The following is an 18,944-nucleotide window of genomic DNA, read 5'->3' as shown; positions in this document are numbered from 1 at the left end:
GCCGCACGATCACTGCGAAACGCGTTCCCCGACAAGCGTGGAATCCGCCGGCAAAATCAGTTGCGCGGGAATGTGGGCTGCTGTGCGACGCGCCGCGAAAAAATACAGCACGGCGGGCACGATCAGTCCGACGATCCACGAGATGTCCGCGCCATCCAGCGAGTCGACCAACGGCCCCGTATAGAACGCGCTCGAAATGAACGGCAGTTGCACCAGCACACCAATTACGTAGATCACGATGCCGGTGGTGTTCCACTGTCCATACCGGCCGTCTGGATCATAAAGTGCGGGGACGTCATAGCGATCGCGCGTGATGAAGTAATAGTCGACCAGATTGATGGCGCTCCACGGCGTGAAGAACGCGAGCAGGAACAGGATGAACGACGAGAATTCCTTCAGGAACGCATGGCGTCCAGCCAGCGCGAGCCACATCGCCACGCCCACCATGGCCAGGATATAGACGAGCCGGCTGCGGGTAGACAGGCGGTTGTCGCCGCGAAAACCGCTGACCACGGTCGTAATCGACATCACGCTACCGTAGGCATTGAGCGTGGTGATCGTGATCTTGCCGAAGGCGATGGCAAAGAACAGCAGCGCGGCAATCTTGCCGGTTGCGCCGAGTCCGACCACGAACGACACCTCGTGTCCCGAGAACTGCTTGCCGGCCAGCGCGGCGGCGAACACGCCGAACACCATGGAAATCTGCGCACCGATTCCCGAGCCGAGGCCGATCGCCCAGAAGGTCTTGCGTGCCGAAGTGGCGCGTGGCAGGTAGCGGGAATAGTCGGCCACGTAGGGGCCAAAGGCAATCTGCCATGACGCGGACAGCGACATGGCAAGCAGGAAGTTCGCGAGCGTGAAATGGCAGTTGCCGAGCAACGCGCCGACGTCATGGCCGATCAGAAGCTGCGCGAACATATAGACGAACGCAATCACGCCAACCACGCTGGCAATGCGCCCAATGCCGTGGATCACGCGATAGCCGAGCACGGTGAACACCACGATGACCGCAGTAAAGGCGACGATGCCCACGGCGTCGTCCACGTGCAGCAGTTGCGCGACCGCCTGGCCGGCGAGCACCGTGCCGCTCGCGGAAAAGCCCACGTACATCAGGCAAACCAGCACGATGGGAATGACCGCGCCGTACACGCCGAATTGCACGCGGCTCGAAATCATCTGCGGAAGACCGAGTTGCGGTCCCTGCGCGCCGTGCAGGGCCATGACGCCGGCGCCGATGATCTGGCCAATCAGGATGCCGACGAGCGACCAGAACACATCGCCACCCAGCACGACGGCAAGCGCGCCGGTGACGATGGCGGTGATCTGCAGATTGGCCGCGAGCCACAGGGTGAACTGACTGAACAGGCCGCCGTGACGTTCCGCTTCGGGAATGTAGTCGATGGTGCGGCGTTCGGCGATAGTACGCGTGCGGGTTCCGCCATTCGAAGCAGACATGACAATCCTCTAACCGTGGCGCGTCCCGTTGGATGTCGCCCGATGAATCATTGACCTGCTGTCTGAGCAGGTCCCCCAGTGGATGGCGCATGCGCGAGCGGCTGCCATCCTTCAGGGCACTGTATGTCAGTCAAAATGTATAGACAAGTTAATGGGGTTTATCGTTTACCCGATGGGGCTACGATTTTCTAATGCGCGCCTATGCGCCGCCGCGAACAGGCATTGATCCGTGCATGACATCGCGCCCGATATCGCGCAATGCGTGGCTACCAGGCTCGCATATGTATAGACAAGGATAGAAAGCCAGAGGCAGTCACTCTAGCCGGGAGTGAAGCTTTGACCGCAGATGAATACGCTGCCGCAATAACAATGGCCGCTCCAGATACCCACCAGAGCGGCCATTTTTTCGCGCAATACGACGAAACGGCGATTACGTCGAAGTCTTCGGCCGACGGCTCGCAATCCATGCCGCCGTGCGCGCCTCGATGTACCGCGCGTAGTCGGTGTTCGTATTCAAAGGAGGCATCTGATGATAGGTCCCGCCGTTCGTATCGGGCACCGGCAAGTGCGACACGAGTTCCGCGTGGACCTTTTGCAGATGCGACGGTAACGCCGCCGAGGGATTGGCGCCGCTCGACTTCGGCACTGTCACGCCCGCGAGTGGATCGTCGGTGCGCGGCGTGCTCAAGGTCAGCGCATCGCCGATGTCCGGCGCCGCGGCATCGCGCGCGGTCAGCGCCGGCAGGCCCCAACGGGTTTCCACCGTCTTCAGGATGGAAGTGTGATCGAGCGGCGTGCCGTTCGCCGGCACGCGGAACACGCTGCCCGCTTCGATGAGCGGCGAGACCAGCACGGTCGGCACGCGCACGCCGAAGCGCTTGAAATCGAAACCATACTCGCCGGTCGAATTGTCCGGCGGCACGGCGCCCAACGGCGGCGGCACATGGTCGTAGCAGCCGCCGTGCTCGTCGTAGGTGATGATCAAGAGCGTCTTTTGCCACTGCGCCTCGTTGCTGCGCAGCGCGTAGTACACGTCGTGGATCAACTGTTCACCCAAAGCCACGTCGTAGTTCGGATGCTGACTGTTGCCCGTGGATTCCCAGCTGGGTTCCAGAAACGTATAGGCCGGCAGTGTGCCGTTAGTGGCTGCGGTCTGAAAATCCGTGAAGAGGCCAAAGTGATCGTCCGACGCCTGGGTCGTGTCGGGGAAATTCAGCCGCGTCAAAGGCTGCTGGTCGTATCCGTAGATCATCCAGCTTTGATTGTGTTGCGACAGCAGGCCAAAAATGCTCGGGCACGTGAACGACTTCGTGTGATCGTCCATGTGCCCCTGGCTCGTCGCGGCACATACGAACGCGCGGTTCGGCAGCGTTTCAGTTGGCGCGGAACTGAACCATTGATCGCACACCGCATAGCCTCGCGCGAGTCCCGAAAGTACCGGCAGCAGCGACGGCGTGAACATGCCCATGATGTCCGAGGCAACCGTGCCGGACAACACCGACCAGCTCGGTTCTTTCGATTCCCAGCCCAGCGTGTACGCGTAATCGGTGACGAAGCCCTGGTTGGTGGCCGTGGCGGGGCTCGGCGCCGTGACCTTGCCGAACAACTGCGAGTTGGTCGCGCTATAGCCTTCGCCGGGATCGGCACCGGGCTGGAAATACAGATTCTGCGTGTTCGCCGCGAGCGCGTAGACCTTGACGGCTTCGCCGGTGCTGTCGGGGTTGGACTCCTTGCCGGTGAGTCCTTCGAACGCCTGACCCGTTGGCGTCTTGTTGTTCTGGTCGGCGTACAGAAACCCCAGCATGTGATCGAAAGAGCGGTTCTCGAGCATCAACACCACAATGTGCTGAATTTCAGCAAGCTGGTTTGCCATGAATGGACCTCGTGGATGGGATTGCGGGGGTTGTGATTGCCGACCCGTGCGGGCTGTGTAAAAAGCCGCGTCAAACACAGCGCAAAACACGGCGCAAAAAACGGCAGGCGGCGTGCGCGTCGCACGTGAAGACACGCATCACACGATTTTGTACGCAGGTTTCAGGTCGGGTTGATGACGGGTCAGACGAATCTGCGCAGCGAAAGTGCCGCGGTCGTGAGAATGAATTGCGACGTGTGGGTCGCGCAGTGCGAGGAAGGGTGCAGCGGGAGTGCGGAGATTGCCGGGGAAAAGCGGTGCAATACAAACGCGCTGGTCAGGCTACGTTGTCAGAGACGTTTCGAGGCGCGATGAGCGCGCCCTCGCCGCACGTGCATGCCATACGTGCGCGTGTGCTTAGGCCAGTGCGGACTGGCGCAGGCCTTCGTCGTGTTCAAAAGCGTGGACGGCACGTTGCCCGTCCGCTCGCGCCTGCGATTCGGAGCGAAAAGTCTCTTCGCTATACGCCACTACTTTCTTGCCGTTGCCATGCGGTCGTGCGATGGTCAGCCCCCAATGCCAACCACCGTCCTGCTCGAAAACGTGCAGCGTCAATTCAGGCAAACCGCGCGGATTCGTCATAGGTGCCTCCGCAGGTAGGGAAGCCAGCCGAAAGAAGTGCCCGGCTTCGCTGCACCCAGCATAGGTGAATCCATGTTGCATTGCAACAACCTATTTCGCTGACAGGGTTTTTAGCGTGTCACGCCCGCCACGCAGGTGTATTCGCAGACTTTTTGCTGCGCGAATTCAGGCGATATGTGTCCAACAGACGTCAATATGCTGGCCAATCTGCCATGAAGTCGCCTATGATGAAATGGCGCAGTGCATCACCAGGGCGCGTGGACTGAGGTCCACTGGCGGTCGGTTCAAACCGCGAACACCAACCTGGAGGACGTCCCCTATGCCACCGTGCGAATCCTGCCTCGATCTGAATGGCCTCCCGTCCACCAAAGGACTGCGCCAGGGCCTGGCGCTGCTGGGTATTGGCGAACTCAGTGGCGTACCCGCCGTCGAGCATTACCGCTGCACGGCCTGCGGTACCTCGTTTTCACGCGTGCTGCTCGGCGAGGGCTGCGATTGCGTGTGGCACTGCCTCGGCTGCCCAACGGTCAGTAGTTAGCAACCGTGGCATCGCTGCCCGTCGCGGGGTCCTGAAGCTGACCCGGCACCTGCGCGCCAATGTGCTCGAAGAAGAGCGCCACGATGGCGCGTGTCGGCACGCTCGTTGAAAGCGTGGCAATTTTGACCGGCGCAAACCACTTGCATCGCGCGATCTCATTGCTGGGGATGGCAACGGCATGCGGCTCGGCATCCGCGAAGAACACGTGATGCTGCGTGTTGAAACCGTTGAACTGGAACAGATACATCAGTTGGCTGGCGACAAGCGTCGTCTCTTCCTCGAGTTCGCGCCGCGCACCTTCATGCAGCGCTTCTCCGCGTTTGACCCTGCCGCCGGGCAACGACCAGCGCGAGCGCTCCCGCGCCACGAGCAGGATGCGGTCGTCGCGCACACAGATCACCGTTGCTCTGTCTTTCATCCTCTGCCTGCCTGAGTGATTTCATGCGGGTTGAAAAACGTGCTCAAAGCGCGCTCGTACGAACGAGCGTGAGAGCAAAGCGCGGGCCAGGGACGCGGAGAACGGCTTGCCACAAGCGAAGATCGCGCACGTAGTGTACGGGTCTCCAAAATTCTGCGGGGTTCATCCTCGCAACGGAATGCGCTGTTTCGATGGCGAATCAGGTCCGATCTGGTGCATGGCGGATCACGAGTTCCATGAAGCCGGTCGCAGTATCGTGCTCGCGCGTAAAGCGATGCGCCGGAAGCAGGGCCAGCAGCAATTCCGCCGTGGTGCGCACGATGCACCCAGCCGCTACGTGTCCGCCGAACACCTGTCCGCGCGAGTCGGACACCGACATATGCAGATGCGCGCCATCGGGAGAGATCGAACCCGCGAGCGTCAGTATTTCGAGGTCGCCGCGCAATTCGGTTGGCGCGTCCGCTCCGGCGAAGCGCAGTTGGGCGACGCTGAGGCTGCCGATGCCCTGTATCACGAACGCCGCATCGAGTCCGAGTTGACGCAGTGCTTCGGTTAGCGTGATGCGCAGATCGTCGCCAGGCGCAAGACGAAGAGGATGGGCTTGCATGAGCGGTTCCCGGTGCGATGAGCGGTTATTTGAGGGATTCGGGCAGCCGGATGGGAAACACAAACATCGCGGCGAGCAGGCCGAGTGCGCCGCCTAGCAGCGTTTCCCATGCACGCGCGGCGAACACGGGTATGGAGTGCACGCCGGACACCGCGAGTGTCACGATCAACGCGAAGGCAAAGGCGCCGCAGGCGACATCGTAACGTTCGGGCAAGGCCATTGCATAGACGATCATGGCGAGGGCAGCGAAGGCCCAGACCAGCAGTGGCGCGTGCTCCGCGAGCGGCAGGCAGACGAGACCGAGCGGCACCCCCACCAGCGTACCGATGATGCGCCGGCGCACCCGCTGTATCGTGCCGCTTGCCGAGCCGGCCACCACATAGGTACAGGCGGTGATGGCCCAGGCGGATTCCAGCAGACCGATCCGGTTGTTTAGGATAACGATGATTAGTGCCCCCGCCGCTGCCTGCAAGCCCATGCTCAATTCGGGCGACAGATGCCCGCGCTCGGGCATCGGCCCGGCCGCGAGCGCGGCGAGCGTCGCCGGGCGCTCGGCGGGTCCGCTCAGTACGCGCGGCACGATGGACGACAACGCAGCAATCGCGGCGGCGATAGCGATGGCTGCCAGATCGGAAGGGACGAGGTGTGCGCCGTAGGCCAGCAATTCGCCAATATAGAACTGCGAGCCCATGCCGGCACCGAGGGTGCCAAAGCGCTTCAGATAACCAACCGCAAACGCACCGCTGACGAGGACGAGTTCCGCGCCGCCTCGTGCAACCGAGTGCAGCGATCCCGAGATCGTGGCGAAGAGTGCCGCGCCCAAGGCCGCTGCGAGACACAACAGCAGGAGATCGCGGCTCGACTCGGCGCGCGTCGTCTTGCCTTCGGAAACGCTCGCCCAGAGCGCGAAGTTGGCTGCCAGCGTGCCGAGCGAAACGCTGCTCGGTACGCTGTGCGCGATGTCCTGCAAGGTGCCGAGCGCGGCCGCGAGGCCGTACGCCGTCACGAGGCGCAAGCCCTTGACCCGGCGATGCGTGCCGGGGTCGAGCCGTTCCAGCCAGCCGACGAACGCCGTGACGGGCCGCTCGATCACCGTGCGCGCATCACCCACGGAATCCGTTGAGCCTTCTCCGCGTGCGGCGGTCTGCGGGTCGTCATTCATGATGGGCACCCTGTGCTGAACAAAATGCGGGGAGAGATCACGGCGGGCACGACCCCATCATTCTAGGTGATCCACCTGTTGTCCAGCACGTCACGAGCGACGAGTCACGCGTACAGGCCAGTGTCGGCATCCGCCTCAAGTGCGCGTCGCTCTTGCGCCGTCTGCACGATATGAACCCGGTTCAGGCGATAGCCCGCAATCAGGCCAATGTCATAGGCGCTTTCCAGCGCGCGAACCAGACTCTCCGCGCTCACCACATAGTGCGCACGCAAGCGCGTATCGACGGCCGCGAATGGCTCAATGCCGAGGCATTCGTGGGCAATCTCGCTCAGCGTATTCAGACGTTCATCAACGGGCATGTTCATGCTGTCACGGGTTCCATAAGAAGTTGGAATGGCATTGATTCGATGCTGCGGCGCGGTCAAGAAATCTTTCCATGGTGGAAATTTATGGGAAGTCCTTTCCGTTCACCGCAACATCGGGTTCCTTCAGCCGGATGAGGCACCTCAATCGCGCCAGTCATGCGGCACGCCGGCGGAATACAGGGTGAACGGCTGGTGGTTCATCTCCAGATAGTCCATGCGGCGTTCGAGGTCGGCGAAATCCACTGACGAGGCCAGGTAGGCGTCGCGGTCGCGCTCATCGGTGGTCACGAGCAGCGCATTCAGTTTCTTGGCAAGGTTGGCAAACATGGCGAACTCCAGTCGTTTAGCGGCGCGTGGAGAAGTCCATCTCCGCTTCGTCGCAGGGGTTGCGGCGTGCGGTAGTTCCGGTTGTGCAACCCAGCGCCGCTCGTCGATGGAACGGATAGTAGGGACCCAGAATGAGGTGAAAATGAGCACGCCAGCGCGCGCAAAACGTCAGCTAACGCGCGCGGATGCCCGGGGCAACGCGCTAATTCCTGGCTCACTTTATTGGCTCACCATGCAGACATGGGACGACGTCAACGGACGAGCGTCAAACGATAAGGAGAGCAGGACATGAAGATCATTCCTCAACTCGTGGTGGCCGCGGTGCTTGCCGTTGGACTCGTGCGCTGCGCCAGCGCGCATGTGTCGATTGGCGTGGGGATTGGCTTTCCCGTGGTCGCCGCGCCCGCATACCCGGTCATGCCCGCGCTGCCGGTCTATGCGCCTCCTCCGCCTGTGTACTACGCGCCGCCTCCGCCGCCGGTCTACACGGCGCCCGTGGTGGGCTACTACGGGCCTCCTGTCTATCCGCGCTATTACGGCGGTTATGGCTACGGCTACTGGCGCCGCTGAGGTTGCCACTGAGGTTGCCGCTGTGGTCGCCCCTGTGGTCGGCCTTAAGACTACCAGGCATACCTAACATCAATGGATGCAGGCCGGCAGATCGCCCGCACCTGCATGGCAAACCCGAGTCGCCGTTGCGTCCTGCACCGGCGACTCTTTTTGGATCAGCGCATCGTGGATACCCCGGATCTTCAAACCAGCACGCCGCTTCACCTGAGCCTGAGCCCCACGGTCTCTGCGCGTCCGGAAAGCTGGCAGGCCACCTGGCTGCGCCGCGCGATTCCCCTCGTGATGGCGCTGCATTTCGGTTCGAGCCGCCGTCCCGCGCCGGACGTGCACGCGCTGCGTCTGCGGGCGCACCGATACACGCGGGCGGGCCGGATCGCCGCGCGTCTGCTTTGCCCACAGGTGCGCCGCTACGCCGACCGCGAACTGAAGGGCGAGTGGCTGCGTCCCGAGACTGCCGCCGCCGCACACACCGAAACCGTGGTGCTGTATCTGCACGGCGGCGCGTACTACTTCGGCTCGCCCGCGACGCATCGCGCGGTGACCGTCGAACTGGCGCGCGCATCCGGTTCGGCCGTCTTCGCGCTGGACTACAGCCTCGCCCCCGAGCATCCCTTTCCCGCTGCGCTGCAGGAGACCCTGCATGCCTACCGCACCTTGCTGGCGCGGCGCATCGAGCCGGCTTCGATCGTGCTGGCCGGCGACTCCGCCGGAGCCGGTCTCGCTCTGGCCGCAATGGTGGCGTTGCGCGACAGCGGCGAGCCATTGCCGGGCGGTGCGGTGCTGCTGTCGCCGTGGGCCGACCTGACGACCATCTGGCGGGCCCAGCACAATGTGGTGTCGATGAACCGCACGGCGATGGAAGTCGCCGCGAAGATGTATCTGCGCAACGTGCGGCCGTTCGACGTGCTGGCCTCGCCGGCACGCGCGAAGCTGCACGATCTGCCGCCCATTCATATCCAGACGAGCGATACCGAAGCGTTATGTCTTGATGCCCGTGAACTTGCCGCTAAACTGCAACGTCAAGGCAACCACGTGGAAATCGCCGAATGGCACGCCCTGCCGCATGCCTGGCATTGCTTCGCACCCTTCGTTCCGGAAGCGCGCGCGGCATTGGGCCAGGCGGCGGCCTTTATCCGCGCCCGCTGGCACGACGCTGAGCGCAGCCCCTTTCGCTGACCCGCAAACAGGATTGCAACGATGGTTCACGAATTGACCAAGACGGTGTTGCTGATCGTCGCCTCGCTCTTTCCGATCATCAATCCGCCGGCCACGGCGTTCATCATTCTGAGTCTCGTGCCGCATGCCACGCCCGCCGAACGTGCGGAGATGGCGCGGCGCATTGCGATCAACAGCCTCGTGATCCTGCTGGCGTGCCTGTCGATTGGCGCGTATCTCCTGTCGTTTCTGGGCATTTCGATTCCGGTGCTGCGCGTGGCAGGCGGCATCGTGATTGCCGTGGCCGGCTGGAATCTGCTGCAGTCGTCCGACGATGCCAGCGAGGCCGGCCCGGATTCAATGGCCAGTCGCAACGAGTCGTGGCGCAACAAGATTTTTTATCCGCTGACCTTGCCGGTGACGGTGGGGCCCGGCGCGATTTCGGTGGCGATCGCGCTCGGCACGGGTTCGCCGCGTGAAGGTCTCCAGCCCGTGCACTTTATTGGCGTCGGGCTCGCGCTGGCGGTGCTCTGCGTGAGTATCTATGTATGCGTGCGCTTCGCCGGTCATATCGCGCGGCTGCTCGGCACCTCGGGCACCCAGGTCGCGATGCGGCTGTTTGCCTTCGCGATCTTTTGTATTGGCGTGCAGATTTTGTGGCTGGGACTGTCGGAACTGCTCAACTCATTGCATCTGCATTGAAGGGGAGCGCGGCGCGCTGGCGCCGCTGCGTTCGGCCCTGGCTTCAGGTATTGACGTGTGATTCATGCTGCTGCATGGGCGAAGGTCGACTGCTGCGGCACCTCGAACGGTCGGGTCATCACGAGCACGGGGAGGGTGCTGAAGCGCATGATGTCTTTCGGCACGTTTTGAGCGTAGATGCGCAGCCAGCCGGGGTTCACGCTGCTGACCATGATGAGATCCGCGTCGAGTTCGCGCGCGGCGGCGGCGACGGCGTGTCCAATGCAGGCGCCGCACAGCGGGGTGGCCCACATCTGCGCCTCGCCGTCGCAACCGGCCTGGCGCAGGGCACGGCTGCACTGCTCGACGATGGCGCGGCCCTGGGTTTCGAAGGCGTCGATTGCGGCGCCCACCTCGAGGTCGGCCATCAGGGTGATGTGCGGCGCGGCATCGACTACGTGCAGCGCGGTGAGACGGGCCCCGCAGTCGCGGGCCATGTCGATGGCGGATTGCAAGGTGGTGAAGTCCGGATTGCTGCCAACCGCGACGAGAATATGCTTGTACATGGTGTGACTCCTTGGATCGGGAGGTGAGCACGCGGGGCGTCAGTGCGCGCCGGCCATAGCGAGAATCAGATAGGGCATGAGTTCGTCATACGTGGCCGGCCGCGCTGCATCCGCCGCATCGTGTTCGAGCGTCGTATCTGCCAGAGCGGATTCGATGGCCGGGGCGCCCACAGCGGCGTGAGCGCGGGCGGCATCGGAGTGAGCGGGACGGTTCAGGAACGGAAACATAATTGGACATCCTTTCAATCGGTTTTGCGCGTCGTCGCAGCGCGTGACCCCATGGTCGCCGACGAAAATGAGCTAAAAATGAGCGTGTCGCTCACAGGCAAGGGCGCGAAGTGGGCAGCGTTTGCGCACAGGGCGATGGGTAAGGTGAGCGGGTGAGGTGAGCGGTCGATATGAGCGGGTGTCTACAATGGCCATTGCGTGGCCGGTTTGTCTTTTGCGAAGTCACATGAAATCTTCACTGCGAAATAACCTCGTCATTGCGCTCGGCATTCTGGTGAGCGTGGTCGCCATTGCTCAGGGCATCAGCTCGTATCAGTTGTGCCGGGCGGGCATGAGTGCGCTGCTCGACTTGCGGCTCGAACAGGTGGCCGTGCGCATGCACAACGGCTTTGCCAGCTCCATTCCGGCGACACCCGAGCGTGGTTCGCAGCCGGTGCGCGATATCGTCATCACGATCCACCGGCCCGGCGCCGAAGTGCCGCTGCGCTCGACGGACCCCGCGTTGCAGTTGCCGGAAGATGCCGCGGCCGGTTTCAGTTCGGAAGACGTGAACGGCGAGGAGTGGCGCATCTATACGTTGCGTGATCCGGGCACCCTGATTCAGGTGGCGCAACGTTCATCCGTGCGCAACGAACTGGAGCGCGAAACCGCCATGACCACGTTGTGGCCGACGCTGGTGCTATTGCCGCTCGTGCTCGGCGCGGTGCTGCTGATCGTGCAGCGTTCGCTGCGCAAGATGAATCAGCTCGGTAACGAGGTGCAGGATATCGACGCTTCGCACCTCAAACCGTTGCCCGTCGCCGGTGTGCCGAGCGAACTGCTGCCCTTCGTCGGCTCGATCAACCGGATGATCGAGCGGCTGGCGCAATCCATGGAGGCCGAGCGGAAGTTCATCGCCGACGCCGCACACGAATTACGCACGCCGCTGACCGCGCTGCAATTGCAGGCAGATAATCTGCAACCGCATATCGTGGCGAGCAATCAGGAGCGCTTTAAGGAACTGCGCGGCGGTATCGCCCGAAGCGGGGCGCTGATTTCGCAACTGCTGCGGCTGGCGCGCGCCGACGCGCCTGTGCTGAGCAGCACGAACGAAGCAACGGATGTCGCGGCGATCGTCGTGGCGGCCGTTTCCGAGGTCTTGCCGCTCGCCGCGGCCCGTGGCATTGATATCGGCGCAGAGGAGATGTCCACGGACAAGGTGGCGGCGCCGGGCGCCGACGTCGCGGTTGCCGTGAAGAACCTCGTCAGCAACGCCGTGCGCTATACGCCGGATGGTGGCACGATCGACCTGTGCGCGCGTACCGAAGGCAACGTGCTGTGGGTCGAGGTGCGAGACACGGGGCCCGGCATTGCGCCCGAACTCCTGCCGCGCGTATTCGACCGCTTTTTCCGGGCCAACGTGGATGTGGAGGGCACGGGGCTGGGTCTGTCCATCGTGAAGGCCATCACGGGGAAATACGGCGGAGAGGCGGTCATTCGCAATCGCGACGATGGCCAAACCGGCATCGTCGCGGCGGTGAGCTTCCCGTTGGCCCAGGCTGCGGGGGTTGCGGCGGCTACCAGGGCGCGCCGCGTTGCAGAGCAGCAGAACGGCAGTCACGCGCAAGGGACGGCGGCGTCCCATCAATTGCATGGGAGAGACGCATGAGAGTCCTGTTGGTCGAAGACGATCTCCAGATCGGTCAAAGCCTGATGCGCGCGCTGAAAGACGCGAGCTACGCCGTGGATTGGGTGCGCGACGGGCTTGCCGGACGCGAAGCGATGGACGCAGTGAACTACACCGTGGTGTTGCTGGATCTCGGCTTGCCAGGTCTCTCCGGCGTCGAATTGCTGCGCTCCGCGCGGGCCGGTGGCAATGCGGTGCCGGTCCTGATCCTCACCGCGCGCGACGACCTCGATTCGCGTATCGAAGGGCTGGATATTGGCGCGGACGATTACCTGCTCAAGCCTTTCGAAGTGGGCGAACTGCTGGCGCGCATCCGAGCCGTGCTGCGGCGCAAGGCCGGCTACGCCGTGTCGCGCCTCGGCGACGACACCATCTGCCTCGACCTCGACCAGCGCACGCTCAAGTTCGGCGACAAGGTGGGCGCGCTGTCGGCGCGTGAATTCGCGCTGATGCATGCGCTGTTGGAGCACCCCGGCACGATCTTTTCGCGCAGCCAGATCGAAGACAAGCTGTATGGCTGGGGCAAGGAAGTGGAGAGCAACGCCGTGGACGTGATGATCCACTCCGTGCGCAAAAAATTCGGCCAGGGCGTGATCCGCAACGTGCGCGGCCTCGGCTGGACCGTGATACTGGGCGCGCGCCAGGAACCGGCCGCAGACGATTCAACTGAACCCTAAAAAAATGCCCAATCTAGCCGATAACCTCGGTATAGCCACTGATCTTTTGCTGCATGCCGAAACCGGCAAGGTCGAGCGGCGCGATGACTATATCGTGGTACGTACCCCCGATTCACCGGATTATTTCTTCGGGAACATGTTGTTTTTGCAGGCGCGGCCTACGACGGACGACCTGCAACGGCTCGAGATCGACTTTGCGCGCTGGGTGGGAACGCCACCGTTGATCGCGCATCGCGCGTTCGAATGGCCCGAAACGGCGGAAGTGACGGTGGAACTCGACGGTTTTATCGAGCGAGGCTACGACGCTACGGTGTGTCAGGTGCTGGTGGCGCGTGACAGCGAGATCAGGCCGGTGGCGACGAATGCTGCGGTCGAGGTGCGGGCGCTGGCGACGCAAACGGATTGGGACGACTGGAACAGGATGCAGCTCGCGGTTATGCCCGATCCGGCGGACCCGACGACGCAGCGTTACATGGCGCACAAGCAGCGCGCGTATCGGGCGCTGATTACGCGCGGACTGGGACAGTGGTGGGGTGCGTTTATCGACGGCGAGCAGGTGGGCAGTCTGGGGCTGTTTTTTCTCGGGGGTATGGGGCGTTTCCAGTCGGTCATCACCGCGGAGCAGCATCGCAACCGCGGCATCTGCAAGACCTTGCTGAGCGAAGTGATCAGACGCACGGAAGGCCGCGCGAAGCAACTCGTGATGGTGGCAGACGAGTCGTACCACGCGGGACGGATCTACGAATCGTTGGGATTCGTGCAGCACGGGCGCGTCGCAAGTTTGTGCCGCGAGCCTCGTTGACGGGCTGGGCGCGGGCAGTCAGTGATGGAGAACATGAAACATGATGGAACAGAGCGTACTGGCCGACTCGAAACGTTGGTTCAAGGATCTGCTTAAAGCAGGCGAGGCCGCTATTGAAGCGGCGGAAAGCTGTCCGCTGGACGACGACCCGGAAAACCTCGCTTCGATGCTGGTGCTGTCGCAGCGCGATCAAGTGCGCGGCGACGTGAAGAAGTTTCGCGCGAAGGTGGCCTTGCTCGAATCGCGTGACCAGCTCAAACACGGCGCGAAGAAGTTCGCCGTCACGTTCGACCTGCGGTATTGGAAGCCGGGTACGTTCACGTATCCGATGCAGGTGTTCCTCGACCCCGATCACAAGTTTTCCGCGCAGCAGGTTCGCCAGGTTCAGGCGCTGGTCGTGGGTGAGACGATCGATCTTGGCGATGGGCGCATCGTTCAGCGTTCGCAGTGAACGGCGAGCGTGTGAGTATGGCGCTGGCGGCTGCGTGACCGGGTGGCGGTAACGTTACGCAGCGCGGCACATATTGTGCTTCCGGGTGTTGATGAGCAAGGTGCGTGATTGTTTGATCATGCGCGTTGCCTTTAACAAGAGCGTCCCGGAGGAGTCACCGTCATGAAGATCACCAGGCAGGCGGCTTTACGCATCGCGTTCGCCGCACTTTCTATGGTTGCGCTCGCACCCAGTCTGGCGCAAGCCGACGATGCGCCTTCTCCATGTGGGGCGCTCAAACGTATCGTTGCGGCGGCACCGGATGGATTCACCGGGCTGAGTCCCGCGGACGTCAACGGCGTCGCACAACCCTACGGCGACGACGCGCAATGCAGCGCGAGCCACGACAGCTACCAATGCCTCTGGACCCCGCATCACGATGCGGGGTCGAGCGGCGATGCCTTGCAGGCGGTTGCTGCGGATATTGCGTCGTGTCTACCTGCCGCCACCCACGACCAGAATTCACCCGCGCGCCAGCATTTCTACCTCGGTGCACGCGATAAACGCACGCAGATCACAGCGACGACCGCCGGCGCGGACAAGCTCAGGTTGGTGGTGTCGGGGAAGTGATTTGACTTGACTGCTTTGAAGTGGGCGGGGTGCCGGTGTGGTTGCGAGTGGCACCGCCGCCTTTGTTGCTTCTGATCTGAAGCAGCGTTGAAGAATGTAGTTGGATCAATGGGTTGATGGGGTTGCGGGGTGGTTGTCCACAGGCTTGTGAACAAAAGCTGTGGAAAACTTCTTTCGGTAGTGCCGCGCCCGTATTTGCGCCCAATTGTTTGGATCGACGGCAACCCCGGCGGGGCATAATCACTTCGAGGCAGGACTCCGGTCAACAATAGACCAGGACGAATCGGATCTCCTGTGTGACGACGCATCATGGCGTTGCCCTCACGCCTCACGCATTCTCTGCCGGGCTATGGCTCAGTCCTACGGTTGCCAGTCCCAGAAGCTTTCCCCTCTCTCACACGCTTTGTCCTTGACGCTTCGCCGAATCTTAGATTCGGGGGAGTAGCGTGCGTGCCGGAATCGCCTGATAGAAAAATAAGCACTTTCCGGCGCATCAAACCAAGACTTTAAAACTGTTCTCTGCGCTATCGCAATAGTTTTGGATTCTTCCGGCCTGGCATATGTATAGGACTGCGTAGTTAGTAAAAAATGGCGCGTGTCAAAAACAAAAAGCCAGGATGGAAAGGAGAACCATGAAAGCGTGGAAACCTCACTTCAGGCTGCGGACGTTCGCCCGTCTGTCTGTCGCTTTCGGCCTGTTTCTGGTCACCGCATGCGCCGACGCAGCCGACTACCAGCAATGCATGCAGACGTATCAGAGGTCGCTGGGAGTTCCCGGCACCCCGACCTGCGCTCTCCAGGTGGCTGGCACATCTCCAATGTCCAGGGGGCCAGGGGATGAGTTCAGCAGCATGAACTACCTCAACTGCCCCAATGCAGGAGACTGGATCAGTGCGTATTGCGGTGGCGCTCCGGTCCCACCTTCGCCCGAAGATACGTGCCCCGCCGCGGACCCTGTGCTGCCCGCCGAGGGCATCGTCACGCTCTCCGAGACGGACTTCGTCAGTGGCGATGCGCTCCCGGTTACGTTCAGGCGCAGCTATCTCTCGAGGCCTTATGACACCACCCAGACAGCGATGGGAAGCAACTGGGTCAACAACTGGCAACGCAGGATCGACCTGACGTCGCTCAATGCCAGCACACCACGGGTCGTTGTGTACCGCGGTAACGAGCGACCATTGATGTTCAGCTGGAGTGGCAACGCGTGGACCATGTCAGGAAATCGTGGCTTCTCCCTGACAAAAGGCAGCGACAACTACTACTACCTGAAAGACGAAATCCTCGGCACGACGGAGGCTTATTCAGCCAACACCGGTGAACTCTTCTCCGAGACAACCCGTACGGGCATGCTGCGCAAGTTCCTGTTTGATTCCAGGGGCCGGATGGTGGCGGTCAACGAGTTTCCCGTCGATAACGTGGGTCCCGGGTATCTGAAGATCAGCCTTCAGTATGACGACAGCGACCACATCGTTGCGATGGTTGATCCCGCTGGCAATACGACCCGCTATGGGTATGACGCTAAAGGGAATCTCGTTTCCGTGACGCATGCGGATGGCACCGTCCGTCAGTATCTTTACGAGGACAACCGCTTCCCCAATGCCATGACCGGTGTGAAGGACGAGTCCGGGTCAATGATGGTGACCTGGGCCTACGATGCGAATGCGCGGGTGACCTCGGTCAGCCACCCTGACACGACCCGTAACACGTCCTTGAGCTATGACACGTCCAGAAAGACGACGCTGAGTGACATGTACGGCGCAAGTACATACAGCTTCAGTTTTCCCGACGCGTGGCGCCCCGCCTCGATCGCCACTCCAGACGGAACCGTGTCCCGCACGTGGGATATCGCAGGTAACCTGAGCCAGAAAACGACGCCTGACGGAGGAACGAAATACACGTGGGATAACGCGAACCGGCCTACAAAGGCAGTAGCAACGGCGGGTGGAAAAACGACGGTAACGACGATCCAGTACAGCGACGCGATCTCGCTGCGTCCGTATCTCGTCGCTACGCCTGGGAAAATCCGCGCATTTGTCTATGACTCGCAAGGCAATGTTACGGGCTACGCCGAGCAGAACACGACCGACCAGACGGGCGAAGCGGGAATGCAGGCGGTGGGAACCGGTGACCAGATGACGGTCAGTGCCCGGTACGATGACGTGGGCCGTCTCCTCGCTGCGACAGTCACCCGGAATGGTGTGAAGGCTGAAGCCTGGACCTACACATACGACGCAAGAGGAAACATTTCAACAACGCAGGATGCGGTATCTGGTTGGGCCATGCGGACGCTGAGCCGCGACGCCGCAAACCGTGCGACGGTGATCGCAGGGAACAGTGGGCAGGCAAGCATCAGTTATGACAACCGTGGCCGTGTGTCCGTTTTCCAGTACGACGAGAAAGCAGGGGTGGTCAATGGCGGACTCGCCCGTACGCTTGATGTGCGGTATGGCTACGCTGCGGACGGCACAATCTCGACGCGCACAGCTACCGTCGCGACGAATAACGGTGCGGCACAGTCGATCAGCGATGCCGAGTTGGGTGTGTGGCTGAGCAACTGGGAACTGGGAAACGATCCGGTTGCACCGCCGGCGAACCTGACGGGGTTCAGGTCTGACGCTCAGGCTTTCGTTCCAGCCATGTGTGTTGAATGCTATATGGCGTGGAAAGCCAACCTGCCGGGGAAGCTTTTTGGCGATGAGTTGAGCGAGACAGTTCCGGCTTGGGGTGAGACGACAGAACTGATGCTGGGCGATCAGGCGCAGGTTCCGTATCCTGTGCTTGTGCCAGATTTGACCGGTTCTGCGAAGAGATCAACCCTCTACAGCGCACTGTTTGGACCCGGAACTGGGGAGGGAGGAATGATCAAATGTAGTGGCAAAGGAGACACCGAATGGCGTGAAACATACTGTCATGCCAAATACGAGGTAGATTTGCAGCGGTGCGATAACTTCGCCTACGTTATGGGTGGAGAAAGAGGGAAAGCGCTTTGCAAGCAGAACGCTTGGGACGATTATCAAGAGTGCCGGGGGTTTTAAATGACTAAGTTTCTACCGTGTTCAATAGTGGTGACATACGACGAGGATCGCCAGCAGTTGATCTTGCAGTGCGTCACGCCTGAGAAGCTATCTTCAGCTTTGAAGGGGGCAAGTGAAATACCTGTTTTGCTGGATGAGTTCGACTTCAAGATTGATGACGAATTCGTGCGCCGGTTCGGGGGCGGGATTGTAAAACTTTTGTCAATGGGTCAACCTGATCTCAAACAGTACATGACGTTCACAGAAAGCCTGTCAGACAAGCTTTCAGACGGTTCATAGCGCTTTGAGGGACATCAGCGTCGTTACCTTTTTCGTGAGGCGCTGGTGTATGACGCAAGATGCGAGCTTCAAAGCGAGCAGGCTGTGTGCCGACCTGGGTGCTGCCGCCACCGCAATTCTGGTCGTAGCCCGGTAGCCCCTTCATTCCAAGTCTGCCTCCAAGCGGCCTTCGCTTCACAGCGCACCCGTAGAAGTGGCAGCGCGACCCGAAAAAATCATGGGGTGCGGCAAGCGAGACACTGCCGACGTGAAGCAAGACGGCTGAATTGATGCTGAGCGATTGGGCGCAGATTCTTTATCCTGTACTTGTACCGTTTTTGATGAGGTACGCGAAGCGATCAGCGCTTTACTGCGCACTTTTTTCGTGCCGGAAGAAGGGACGGCGTAATGGTCAGGTGTGAGAGTGGCGGCGACAATGAGTAGCGTCACGCCAAGCATATGTACGATATGCAAATTTGCAATTCGCTTGGCATCATAATGGGCAAGAAGCGAGGGCGTGCGCTTTGCAAACAGCAGGCGTTCCAAGATTACCAAGCGTGCAGAGGTCATTGATGGCTAGTTATCACCAGCGTTCAGTGGTCGTAACTTACGACGAAGATAGTCAACAGCTGATCTTGCAGTTGGTTGATCCAGCGAAGCTGGCGCCGCTCTTAGCTCGAACGCTGAAAGCGCCAATCCTGTTGGAAGAATTCGATTTCAAACTTGATGACGAATTTGTGCGTAGGTTGGGTGGAGGCTTGCTGAATCTGATTGCCCTTGGGCAGCCGGAGATCAAGCAATACACGACCTACACGCAGCACCCAATTGACGAACCATCAGAGGAGTAGGTAGATAACTCCCGGCGCTGCCACCGCTGCAG

At 61.4% G+C, this 18,944-nt stretch carries 23 protein-coding genes; 12 read left to right on the top strand and 11 right to left on the bottom strand.

The genetic code is table 11. The annotated features are described in order from the left end of the window. Positions 1–9: 9 nt before the first annotated feature. The 3 genes from D0B32_RS25905 to D0B32_RS25895 form a co-directional block, all read right to left on the bottom strand. The gene (locus tag D0B32_RS25905; RefSeq protein ID WP_117337146.1) at positions 10–1,455 is read right to left on the bottom strand and encodes a cytosine permease; all 1,446 of its coding nucleotides are present in this window, start codon (positions 1,453–1,455) and stop codon (positions 10–12) included. 430 nt (positions 1,456–1,885) lie between these two features. Further along, positions 1,886–3,328 (bottom strand): alkaline phosphatase family protein, encoded by a 1,443-nt coding sequence (locus tag D0B32_RS25900; protein WP_117337145.1) that lies wholly within the window; start codon positions 3,326–3,328, stop codon positions 1,886–1,888. A 396-nt stretch (positions 3,329–3,724) separates the two neighbouring features. Continuing rightward, positions 3,725–3,949: a hypothetical protein gene (locus tag D0B32_RS25895; RefSeq protein WP_117337144.1), complete on the bottom strand. Its 225-nt coding sequence runs from the start codon at positions 3,947–3,949 to the stop codon at positions 3,725–3,727. A gap of 319 nt (positions 3,950–4,268) precedes the next feature. On the opposite strand from D0B32_RS25895, the gene D0B32_RS25890 reads away from it, so the two are divergent. Further along, a complete protein-coding gene (locus D0B32_RS25890) occupies positions 4,269–4,487 on the top strand; it encodes a hypothetical protein (RefSeq protein ID WP_117337143.1) in 219 nt (72 codons plus the stop codon). On the opposite strand, the gene D0B32_RS25885 is transcribed toward D0B32_RS25890, so the two are convergent. The 5 genes from D0B32_RS25885 to D0B32_RS25865 form a co-directional block, all read right to left on the bottom strand. Beyond that, on the bottom strand, positions 4,477–4,905 hold the full coding sequence (locus D0B32_RS25885) for an NUDIX hydrolase (RefSeq protein WP_117337142.1): 429 nt from the start codon (positions 4,903–4,905) through the stop codon (positions 4,477–4,479). The two genes, D0B32_RS25890 and D0B32_RS25885, sit on opposite strands and share 11 nt — an antisense overlap. Positions 4,906–5,104: 199 nt before the next feature. Then, complete coding sequence (locus D0B32_RS25880; protein ID WP_117337141.1) at positions 5,105–5,512, bottom strand: PPC domain-containing DNA-binding protein; 408 nt, start codon at positions 5,510–5,512, stop codon at positions 5,105–5,107. Between the two features lie 25 nt (positions 5,513–5,537). Then, entirely contained in the window at positions 5,538–6,674 is a 1,137-nt protein-coding gene (locus D0B32_RS25875) for an FUSC family protein (RefSeq protein WP_117337140.1), read from the bottom strand. Between the two features lie 104 nt (positions 6,675–6,778). Continuing rightward, the gene (locus D0B32_RS25870) at positions 6,779–7,039 is read right to left on the bottom strand and encodes a hypothetical protein (protein ID WP_117337139.1); all 261 of its coding nucleotides are present in this window, start codon (positions 7,037–7,039) and stop codon (positions 6,779–6,781) included. A gap of 141 nt (positions 7,040–7,180) precedes the next feature. Continuing rightward, positions 7,181–7,366 carry a DUF3563 family protein gene (locus D0B32_RS25865; RefSeq protein WP_117337138.1) on the bottom strand — a complete coding sequence of 62 codons (186 nt, stop codon included), beginning with the start codon at positions 7,364–7,366 and terminating at the stop codon, positions 7,181–7,183. Positions 7,367–7,654: 288 nt separating this feature from the next. Between D0B32_RS25865 and D0B32_RS25860 the strand changes: the two genes are divergently transcribed. The 3 genes from D0B32_RS25860 to D0B32_RS25850 all read left to right on the top strand — a co-directional run bounded on the left by D0B32_RS25860 (position 7,655) and on the right by D0B32_RS25850 (position 9,793). Continuing rightward, positions 7,655–7,936 (top strand): hypothetical protein, encoded by a 282-nt coding sequence (locus D0B32_RS25860; RefSeq protein WP_117337137.1) that lies wholly within the window; start codon positions 7,655–7,657, stop codon positions 7,934–7,936. A 150-nt stretch (positions 7,937–8,086) separates the two neighbouring features. Then, on the top strand, positions 8,087–9,112 hold the full coding sequence (locus tag D0B32_RS25855) for an alpha/beta hydrolase (RefSeq protein WP_259295141.1): 1,026 nt from the start codon (positions 8,087–8,089) through the stop codon (positions 9,110–9,112). A gap of 21 nt (positions 9,113–9,133) precedes the next feature. Then, on the top strand, positions 9,134–9,793 hold the full coding sequence (locus D0B32_RS25850) for a MarC family protein (RefSeq protein WP_117337136.1): 660 nt from the start codon (positions 9,134–9,136) through the stop codon (positions 9,791–9,793). Positions 9,794–9,855: 62 nt separating this feature from the next. Here D0B32_RS25850 and D0B32_RS25845 read toward each other — a convergent pair whose 3' ends face one another. Further along, entirely contained in the window at positions 9,856–10,338 is a 483-nt protein-coding gene (locus D0B32_RS25845) for a universal stress protein (protein WP_117337135.1), read from the bottom strand. Between the two features lie 39 nt (positions 10,339–10,377). After that, the gene (locus D0B32_RS25840) at positions 10,378–10,566 is read right to left on the bottom strand and encodes a hypothetical protein (protein WP_117337134.1); all 189 of its coding nucleotides are present in this window, start codon (positions 10,564–10,566) and stop codon (positions 10,378–10,380) included. A 226-nt stretch (positions 10,567–10,792) separates the two neighbouring features. On the opposite strand from D0B32_RS25840, the gene D0B32_RS25835 reads away from it, so the two are divergent. The 7 genes from D0B32_RS25835 (at position 10,793) to D0B32_RS25805 (ending at position 18,085) form a co-directional block, all read left to right on the top strand. Then, on the top strand, positions 10,793–12,214 hold the full coding sequence (locus D0B32_RS25835; RefSeq protein WP_117337133.1) for a HAMP domain-containing sensor histidine kinase: 1,422 nt from the start codon (positions 10,793–10,795) through the stop codon (positions 12,212–12,214). Continuing rightward, positions 12,211–12,909, top strand: coding sequence for a response regulator transcription factor (locus D0B32_RS25830; protein ID WP_117337132.1), 699 nt, complete (start codon positions 12,211–12,213; stop codon positions 12,907–12,909). Before D0B32_RS25835 ends, D0B32_RS25830 begins: the two co-directional genes overlap by 4 nt. A 4-nt stretch (positions 12,910–12,913) precedes the next feature. Beyond that, positions 12,914–13,711 (top strand): GNAT family N-acetyltransferase, encoded by a 798-nt coding sequence (locus D0B32_RS25825; protein ID WP_117337131.1) that lies wholly within the window; start codon positions 12,914–12,916, stop codon positions 13,709–13,711. A gap of 40 nt (positions 13,712–13,751) precedes the next feature. Next, positions 13,752–14,162 (top strand): hypothetical protein, encoded by a 411-nt coding sequence (locus tag D0B32_RS25820; RefSeq protein ID WP_117337130.1) that lies wholly within the window; start codon positions 13,752–13,754, stop codon positions 14,160–14,162. A 162-nt stretch (positions 14,163–14,324) separates the two neighbouring features. After that, a complete protein-coding gene (locus D0B32_RS25815; RefSeq protein WP_117337129.1) occupies positions 14,325–14,771 on the top strand; it encodes a hypothetical protein in 447 nt (148 codons plus the stop codon). An 851-nt stretch (positions 14,772–15,622) separates the two neighbouring features. After that, positions 15,623–17,806: a DUF6531 domain-containing protein gene (locus D0B32_RS25810; protein WP_259295140.1), complete on the top strand. Its 2,184-nt coding sequence runs from the start codon at positions 15,623–15,625 to the stop codon at positions 17,804–17,806. Further along, positions 17,807–18,085 carry a hypothetical protein gene (locus D0B32_RS25805; RefSeq protein WP_117337127.1) on the top strand — a complete coding sequence of 93 codons (279 nt, stop codon included), beginning with the start codon at positions 17,807–17,809 and terminating at the stop codon, positions 18,083–18,085. Between the two features lie 174 nt (positions 18,086–18,259). On the opposite strand, the gene D0B32_RS32360 is transcribed toward D0B32_RS25805, so the two are convergent. After that, positions 18,260–18,610, bottom strand: coding sequence for a hypothetical protein (locus tag D0B32_RS32360; protein WP_147329566.1), 351 nt, complete (start codon positions 18,608–18,610; stop codon positions 18,260–18,262). 26 nt (positions 18,611–18,636) lie between these two features. Here D0B32_RS32360 and D0B32_RS25800 point away from each other — a divergent pair, with 26 nt between their 5' ends. Further along, positions 18,637–18,912, top strand: coding sequence for a hypothetical protein (locus tag D0B32_RS25800; RefSeq protein WP_117337126.1), 276 nt, complete (start codon positions 18,637–18,639; stop codon positions 18,910–18,912). Positions 18,913–18,944: the final 32 nt, after the last annotated feature.

This window comes from Paraburkholderia sp. DHOC27 (assembly GCF_003429005.1).
Taxonomy (GTDB): Bacteria; Pseudomonadota; Gammaproteobacteria; order Burkholderiales; family Burkholderiaceae; genus Paraburkholderia.
Note: the sequence above shows the minus strand (reverse complement) of the source record. Positions and strands in the feature narration are given on the sequence as shown.

Bases quoted from the DNA above. Each gene is read 5' to 3' on its own strand.
- D0B32_RS25810 (WP_259295140.1), top strand. From the start codon at position 15,623: ATGAACTACCTCAACTGCCCCAATGCAGGAGACTGGATCAGTGCGTAT.
- D0B32_RS25885 (WP_117337142.1), bottom strand. From the start codon at position 4,905: ATGAAAGACAGAGCAACGGTGATCTGTGTGCGCGACGACCGCATCCTG.
- D0B32_RS25800 (WP_117337126.1), top strand. From the start codon at position 18,637: ATGGCTAGTTATCACCAGCGTTCAGTGGTCGTAACTTACGACGAAGAT.
- D0B32_RS25905 (WP_117337146.1), bottom strand. From the start codon at position 1,455: ATGTCTGCTTCGAATGGCGGAACCCGCACGCGTACTATCGCCGAACGC.
- D0B32_RS25900 (WP_117337145.1), bottom strand. From the start codon at position 3,328: ATGGCAAACCAGCTTGCTGAAATTCAGCACATTGTGGTGTTGATGCTC.
- D0B32_RS25815 (WP_117337129.1), top strand. From the start codon at position 14,325: ATGAAGATCACCAGGCAGGCGGCTTTACGCATCGCGTTCGCCGCACTT.
- D0B32_RS25830 (WP_117337132.1), top strand. From the start codon at position 12,211: ATGAGAGTCCTGTTGGTCGAAGACGATCTCCAGATCGGTCAAAGCCTG.
- D0B32_RS25890 (WP_117337143.1), top strand. From the start codon at position 4,269: ATGCCACCGTGCGAATCCTGCCTCGATCTGAATGGCCTCCCGTCCACC.
- D0B32_RS25870 (WP_117337139.1), bottom strand. From the start codon at position 7,039: ATGAACATGCCCGTTGATGAACGTCTGAATACGCTGAGCGAGATTGCC.
- D0B32_RS25850 (WP_117337136.1), top strand. From the start codon at position 9,134: ATGGTTCACGAATTGACCAAGACGGTGTTGCTGATCGTCGCCTCGCTC.
- D0B32_RS25825 (WP_117337131.1), top strand. From the start codon at position 12,914: ATGCCCAATCTAGCCGATAACCTCGGTATAGCCACTGATCTTTTGCTG.
- D0B32_RS25845 (WP_117337135.1), bottom strand. From the start codon at position 10,338: ATGTACAAGCATATTCTCGTCGCGGTTGGCAGCAATCCGGACTTCACC.
- D0B32_RS25860 (WP_117337137.1), top strand. From the start codon at position 7,655: ATGAAGATCATTCCTCAACTCGTGGTGGCCGCGGTGCTTGCCGTTGGA.
- D0B32_RS25805 (WP_117337127.1), top strand. From the start codon at position 17,807: ATGACTAAGTTTCTACCGTGTTCAATAGTGGTGACATACGACGAGGAT.
- D0B32_RS25875 (WP_117337140.1), bottom strand. From the start codon at position 6,674: ATGAATGACGACCCGCAGACCGCCGCACGCGGAGAAGGCTCAACGGAT.
- D0B32_RS25835 (WP_117337133.1), top strand. From the start codon at position 10,793: ATGAAATCTTCACTGCGAAATAACCTCGTCATTGCGCTCGGCATTCTG.
- D0B32_RS25880 (WP_117337141.1), bottom strand. From the start codon at position 5,512: ATGCAAGCCCATCCTCTTCGTCTTGCGCCTGGCGACGATCTGCGCATC.
- D0B32_RS25865 (WP_117337138.1), bottom strand. From the start codon at position 7,366: ATGTTTGCCAACCTTGCCAAGAAACTGAATGCGCTGCTCGTGACCACC.
- D0B32_RS25820 (WP_117337130.1), top strand. From the start codon at position 13,752: ATGATGGAACAGAGCGTACTGGCCGACTCGAAACGTTGGTTCAAGGAT.
- D0B32_RS25840 (WP_117337134.1), bottom strand. From the start codon at position 10,566: ATGTTTCCGTTCCTGAACCGTCCCGCTCACTCCGATGCCGCCCGCGCT.
- D0B32_RS25895 (WP_117337144.1), bottom strand. From the start codon at position 3,949: ATGACGAATCCGCGCGGTTTGCCTGAATTGACGCTGCACGTTTTCGAG.